The following is a 6,071-nucleotide window of genomic DNA, read 5'->3' as shown; positions in this document are numbered from 1 at the left end:
ACCAATTGTCATGGGCGTGGCAGGTCTTCGAGGGGCCATAGCTCAGCTGGGAGAGCGCCTGCTTTGCACGCAGGAGGTCAGGAGTTCGATCCTCCTTGGCTCCACCATCCACTCTGAAATCGCTGAAAGCTCAGAAATGAGTGCCTTGAGAATGGCATTGATTTCTGGTCTTTGCGCCAGAACCGTTCTTTAAAAATTTGGGTATGTGATAGAAGTAGACTGATTAATCTCTTTCACTGGTGATTAATCAAGTCAAGGTAAAATTTGCGAGTTCAAGCGCGAATTTTCGGCGAATGTCGTCTTCACGTTAGAGACAATAACCAGATTGCTTGGGGTTATATGGTCAAGTGAAGAAGCGCATACGGTGGATGCCTTGGCAGTCAGAGGCGATGAAAGACGTGGTAGCCTGCGATAAGCTTCGGGGAGTCGGCAAACAGACTTTGATCCGGAGATCTCTGAATGGGGGAACCCACCTAGGATAACCTAGGTATCTTGTACTGAATCCATAGGTGCAAGAGGCGAACCAGGGGAACTGAAACATCTAAGTACCCTGAGGAACAGAAATCAACCGAGATTCCCTTAGTAGTGGCGAGCGAACGGGGACTAGCCCTTAAGCTTCTTTGATTTTAGCGGAACGCTCTGGAAAGTGCGGCCATAGTGGGTGATAGCCCTGTACGCGAAAGGATCTTAGAAGTGAAATCGAGTAGGACGGAGCACGAGAAACTTTGTCTGAATATGGGGGGACCATCCTCCAAGGCTAAATACTACTGACTGACCGATAGTGAACCAGTACCGTGAGGGAAAGGCGAAAAGAACCCCGGAGAGGGGAGTGAAATAGAACCTGAAACCGTATGCGTACAAGCAGTGGGAGCCCACTTTGTTGGGTGACTGCGTACCTTTTGTATAATGGGTCAGCGACTTATTTTCAGTGGCGAGCTTAACCGAATAGGGGAGGCGTAGCGAAAGCGAGTCTTAATAGGGCGTCTAGTCGCTGGGAATAGACCCGAAACCGGGCGATCTATCCATGGGCAGGTTGAAGGTTAGGTAACACTGACTGGAGGACCGAACCGACTACCGTTGAAAAGTTAGCGGATGACCTGTGGATCGGAGTGAAAGGCTAATCAAGCTCGGAGATAGCTGGTTCTCCTCGAAAGCTATTTAGGTAGCGCCTCATGTATCACTGTAGGGGGTAGAGCACTGTTTCGGCTAGGGGGTCATCCCGACTTACCAAACCGATGCAAACTCCGAATACCTACAAGTGCCGAGCATGGGAGACACACGGCGGGTGCTAACGTCCGTCGTGAAAAGGGAAACAACCCAGACCGTCAGCTAAGGTCCCAAAGTTATGGTTAAGTGGGAAACGATGTGGGAAGGCTTAGACAGCTAGGAGGTTGGCTTAGAAGCAGCCACCCTTTAAAGAAAGCGTAATAGCTCACTAGTCGAGTCGGCCTGCGCGGAAGATGTAACGGGGCTCAAACCATACACCGAAGCTACGGGTATCACGTAAGTGATGCGGTAGAGGAGCGTTCTGTAAGCCTGTGAAGGTGAGTTGAGAAGCTTGCTGGAGGTATCAGAAGTGCGAATGCTGACATGAGTAACGACAATGCGAGTGAAAAACTCGCACGCCGAAAGACCAAGGGTTCCTGCGCAACGTTAATCGACGCAGGGTTAGTCGGTCCCTAAGGCGAGGCTGAAGAGCGTAGTCGATGGGAAACAGGTTAATATTCCTGTACTTCTAGTTACTGCGATGGAGGGACGGAGAAGGCTAGGCCAGCTTGGCGTTGGTTGTCCAAGTTTAAGGTGGTAGGCAGAGTGCTTAGGTAAATCCGGGCGCTTAATGCTGAGAGCTGATGACGAGTCGTCTTTTAGACGATGAAGTGGTTGATGCCATGCTTCCAGGAAAAGCTTCTAAGCTTCAGGTAACTAGGAACCGTACCCCAAACCGACACAGGTGGTTGGGTAGAGAATACCAAGGCGCTTGAGAGAACTCGGGTGAAGGAACTAGGCAAAATGGCACCGTAACTTCGGGAGAAGGTGCGCCGGTGAGGGTGAAGGACTTGCTCCGTAAGCCCATGCCGGTCGAAGATACCAGGCCGCTGCGACTGTTTATTAAAAACACAGCACTCTGCAAACACGAAAGTGGACGTATAGGGTGTGACGCCTGCCCGGTGCCGGAAGGTTAATTGATGGGGTTAGCGCAAGCGAAGCTCTTGATCGAAGCCCCGGTAAACGGCGGCCGTAACTATAACGGTCCTAAGGTAGCGAAATTCCTTGTCGGGTAAGTTCCGACCTGCACGAATGGCGTAACGATGGCGGCGCTGTCTCCACCCGAGACTCAGTGAAATTGAAATCGCTGTGAAGATGCAGTGTATCCGCGGCTAGACGGAAAGACCCCGTGAACCTTTACTGTAGCTTTGCACTGGACTTTGAGCCTGCTTGTGTAGGATAGGTGGGAGGCTTTGAAGCGTGGACGCCAGTCTGCGTGGAGCCATCCTTGAAATACCACCCTGGCATGCTTGAGGTTCTAACTCTGGTCCGTCATCCGGATCGAGGACAGTGTATGGTGGGCAGTTTGACTGGGGCGGTCTCCTCCTAAAGAGTAACGGAGGAGTACGAAGGTGCGCTCAGACCGGTCGGAAATCGGTCGTAGAGTATAAAGGCAAAAGCGCGCTTGACTGCGAGACAGACACGTCGAGCAGGTACGAAAGTAGGTCTTAGTGATCCGGTGGTTCTGTATGGAAGGGCCATCGCTCAACGGATAAAAGGTACTCCGGGGATAACAGGCTGATACCGCCCAAGAGTTCATATCGACGGCGGTGTTTGGCACCTCGATGTCGGCTCATCACATCCTGGGGCTGAAGCCGGTCCCAAGGGTATGGCTGTTCGCCATTTAAAGTGGTACGCGAGCTGGGTTTAGAACGTCGTGAGACAGTTCGGTCCCTATCTGCCGTGGACGTTTGAGATTTGAGAGGGGCTGCTCCTAGTACGAGAGGACCGGAGTGGACGAACCTCTGGTGTTCCGGTTGTCACGCCAGTGGCATTGCCGGGTAGCTACGTTCGGAAGAGATAACCGCTGAAAGCATCTAAGCGGGAAACTCGCCTCAAGATGAGATCTCACTGGGATCTTGAATCCCCTAAAGGGCCGTCGAAGACTACGACGTTGATAGGTTGGGTGTGTAAGCGCTGTGAGGCGTTGAGCTAACCAATACTAATTGCCCGTGAGGCTTGACCATATAACACCCAAACAATCTGACGATTGTTGTTATAAGGTGAAGTCGACTTAGCCGAAAATTGGCCAGAACTTGCAAAGCCTTATCACATACCCATTCGGGGTCGCGTCCCAGACGATACCCCAACCGAATTGCTTGACGACCATAGAGCGTTGGAACCACCTGATCCCATCCCGAACTCAGTAGTGAAACGATGCATCGCCGATGGTAGTGTGGAGTTTCTCCATGTGAGAGTAGGTCATCGTCAAGCACCTATACCAAACCCCCGATCTTCGCAAGAAGGTCGGGGGTTTGACTTTGCGCCTAAGAAAATTGGCCGGGCAATGTGGGGCACCTATAACGCCGGGCACCGCTCGGGGTGCGGGCATCGCGATCCGTCCGGTGCGCCATGGCATCGCGTGTAGAGCCACGGCGATGTGTCCGGGCAGCGAGCGGACCGAAGGACCGCCATGCCGGTGCCTGCCGCGATCGCTTCATTGACCCGCTCTCAACCCTGAGAGACTCCAAGGACTGAAGTCCGGCTACGTCCAGGCTATACAGGCAGTATGATCGACAGGAACTGCGCGCAACAAAAAGGCCACCCTCGGGTGGCCTTTTGCATTTATGCAGCAGAAGAATCAGTCGCCCCGATACTCGCAGCCATTGGTGCAGGTCTCATGGATGCGCACCCGGCTCAACTCCTGAAGCGTTGCCAGATACACCTGGCTCCAACCAGGGGATGTCATAAGGCAGATGAGCAAGCCAGTCTCCCCCAAGTCGATTTTCCCAATCGCCCTCTCCGCAAATTGGAAGAGTAACAGGCGTCCCTCGCCGCTCCCCACCCACCAGCCCGGATAACCAGGCCAGCACCATCGAACCGCCAAAGAAAAAGCCACCCGCAGGTGGCTTCACTTCAGCAATCCATCACTGGGGCGGTAGCGGTACGGATTTGATCTTCAACTCCTTCTCCGCACTGTTGATGCGTTCCGGCAGCGTGGGCACGCCCTTGGCGATGTCCTGGTCGGCATAACGCAGCTGGCGCTCCCGGATGAAGTTGTACTTGCCTTCGGTCAGTTGGTCGGCATGGTCGAAGTCATTGATGATGGTCGGCTTGATGAACACCATCAGGTTCTTCTTGTTCACTTCCTTGCGGTCACTGCGGAACAACTGCCCGATGATCGGGATCTTGCCCAGGAAGGGCACCTTGTCGCCCGAGTCCCTCACCTCGTCCGAGATGAGGCCGCCCAGCACCAGCGTCATGTTGTCCTTGATGAGGACTCGCGTTTCCACCGAACGCTTGTTCGTAACGATGTCCGCGGCACTGGTGTCGTTGGTGACGCTGGATATTTCCTGGTAGACGTTCAGGGTCACCGAGTCCCCTTCGTTGATCTGCGGCTTGATCTTCAGGGTGATGCCCACGTCCTGCCGCTCGATCGTCTGGAAGGGGTTGGTGGACGGGTTCGAGGCGCTGGTCGAACTGCCGGTCACAAAGGGCACGTTCTGGCCGACCACGATCTTGCCCTCCTCGTTGTCCAGAGTGACCAGGTTCGGCGTCGAGAGGATATTCATCGAGTCGTCGGTGGACAGCGTACGGATCAGCGCCCGGAGCGAGCCATTGCTGTAGAAGCCCAGGCTCAGCCCGGCATCCAGCTTGGCCGGGTTGCCGCCCGGGAATGTGTCGATCGCATTGCCCTTGAGCGACGACTTGAAGCCACCGAAGAAGCCGTCGCCACCGATGGCCCCTTCCGAAGTCTTCCACTGCACGCCTAGCTCGTTGACCTTGTTGTCCGAGACTTCGACGATCACCGCCTCCACCAGCACCTGCGCCCGGCGTATGTCCAGCCGCTGCACCACCCCTTCGACGGTCTTCATGATCGCCGGCGGCGCGCTGATCACCAGCGCGTTGGTGGTGTCGTTGGCCTGGATGGAAATCTCCGCCCCGCTGATGCCCACGTCCTTGTCCTGCTTCTGCAGGCTGGTGGCCACGTTCTGCAGGATCTGCGCGACCTCCGACGCCTTCAGGTAATGCAGGTAGATCACCTGTGTGTCGCGGATGATGTTCCCTGGGCGATCCAGGTTGGCCAGCACATCGCGCAACTGCTGGCGCTTGCTCGGGTCGCCGGAGATCAGAATGCTGTTGGTGCGCTCATCCACCGACACGCTCATCTTGCTCGCGCCCTCGGCACCGCCGCCCTGGGGCACCAGGTTGCCGAGCATGCTGGAGAGCTCCTTGGCATTGGCGAACTTCAGCGGGATCACGTCGATCTCGAACTGCCCGGCCCGGTCGATCTCGGACACCAGCTTCAGCAGCTGGTTGATGTTGGAAGCCCGGTCGGAAATGATCAGCGCGTTGCTGTCCGGGTAAGCCGCCAGGTGCCCCACCTGCGGCACCATCGGCCGCAGGATGTTCACCAGCTGCGTCGCCGGCACGTGCTGCGTGCGGATCACCCGCACCACCTGCTGGTCATCGTTCAGCGTGTCGTCGTCCACCAGCGGCACGCCGCTCTGCTTGGCGTTGGCGTCCGGGATGACCTTCACCGCGCTGTCCGACTCGATGGCGGAGAACCCGTGCACCTGCAGCACCGACAGGAAGACCCGGTACGCCTCCTCCGGCTTCATCGACTCGTTGGAAATCACCGTCACCTTGCCGGTCACCCGCGGGTCGATGATGAAATTCTTGCCGGTCGCCTTGGCGATCCACTCGATGAAGGAGCGGATGTTGGTGTCCTGCATGTTGATCTTCACATCGCTGGCCGCCACGGGCGCCTCGGCCGCCACCGGTTTGTCCTCGGCGTGGGCGCTGGCGAAGGGGACGAGCAGGCACAGACTGAGCAGCAGGCACGACGGGGCTCTGGTGGACAC

The 6,071-nt window shown here is 56.1% G+C and carries 1 protein-coding gene, 2 tRNA genes and 2 rRNA genes (1 of these 5 only partly in view); 4 read left to right on the top strand and 1 reads right to left on the bottom strand.

All coding sequences use genetic code 11. From position 1 onward, the window contains the following. From HSX14_RS30210 to rrf, 4 genes are all read left to right on the top strand, one after another. A tRNA-Ile gene (locus HSX14_RS30210) sits at window positions 1–4 on the top strand; it begins 73 nt to the left of the window's first position. 27 nt (window positions 5–31) lie between these two features. Further along, window positions 32–107: transfer RNA gene (locus HSX14_RS30205), tRNA-Ala, on the top strand. Window positions 108–341: 234 nt separating this feature from the next. Beyond that, a 23S ribosomal RNA gene (locus HSX14_RS30200) occupies window positions 342–3,233 on the top strand. A gap of 131 nt (window positions 3,234–3,364) precedes the next feature. Continuing rightward, window positions 3,365–3,480 (top strand): 5S ribosomal RNA (rrf, locus tag HSX14_RS30195). 653 nt (window positions 3,481–4,133) lie between these two features. Here the strand turns inward: rrf and gspD are convergent. Next, window positions 4,134–6,071, bottom strand: coding sequence for a type II secretion system secretin GspD (gene gspD / locus HSX14_RS30190; protein WP_173179044.1), 1,938 nt, complete (start codon window positions 6,069–6,071; stop codon window positions 4,134–4,136).

The organism is Pseudomonas tohonis (assembly GCF_012767755.2).
In the GTDB taxonomy this organism is placed as follows: domain Bacteria; phylum Pseudomonadota; class Gammaproteobacteria; order Pseudomonadales; family Pseudomonadaceae; genus Metapseudomonas; species Metapseudomonas tohonis.
Note: the sequence above shows the minus strand (reverse complement) of the source record. Positions and strands in the feature narration are given on the sequence as shown.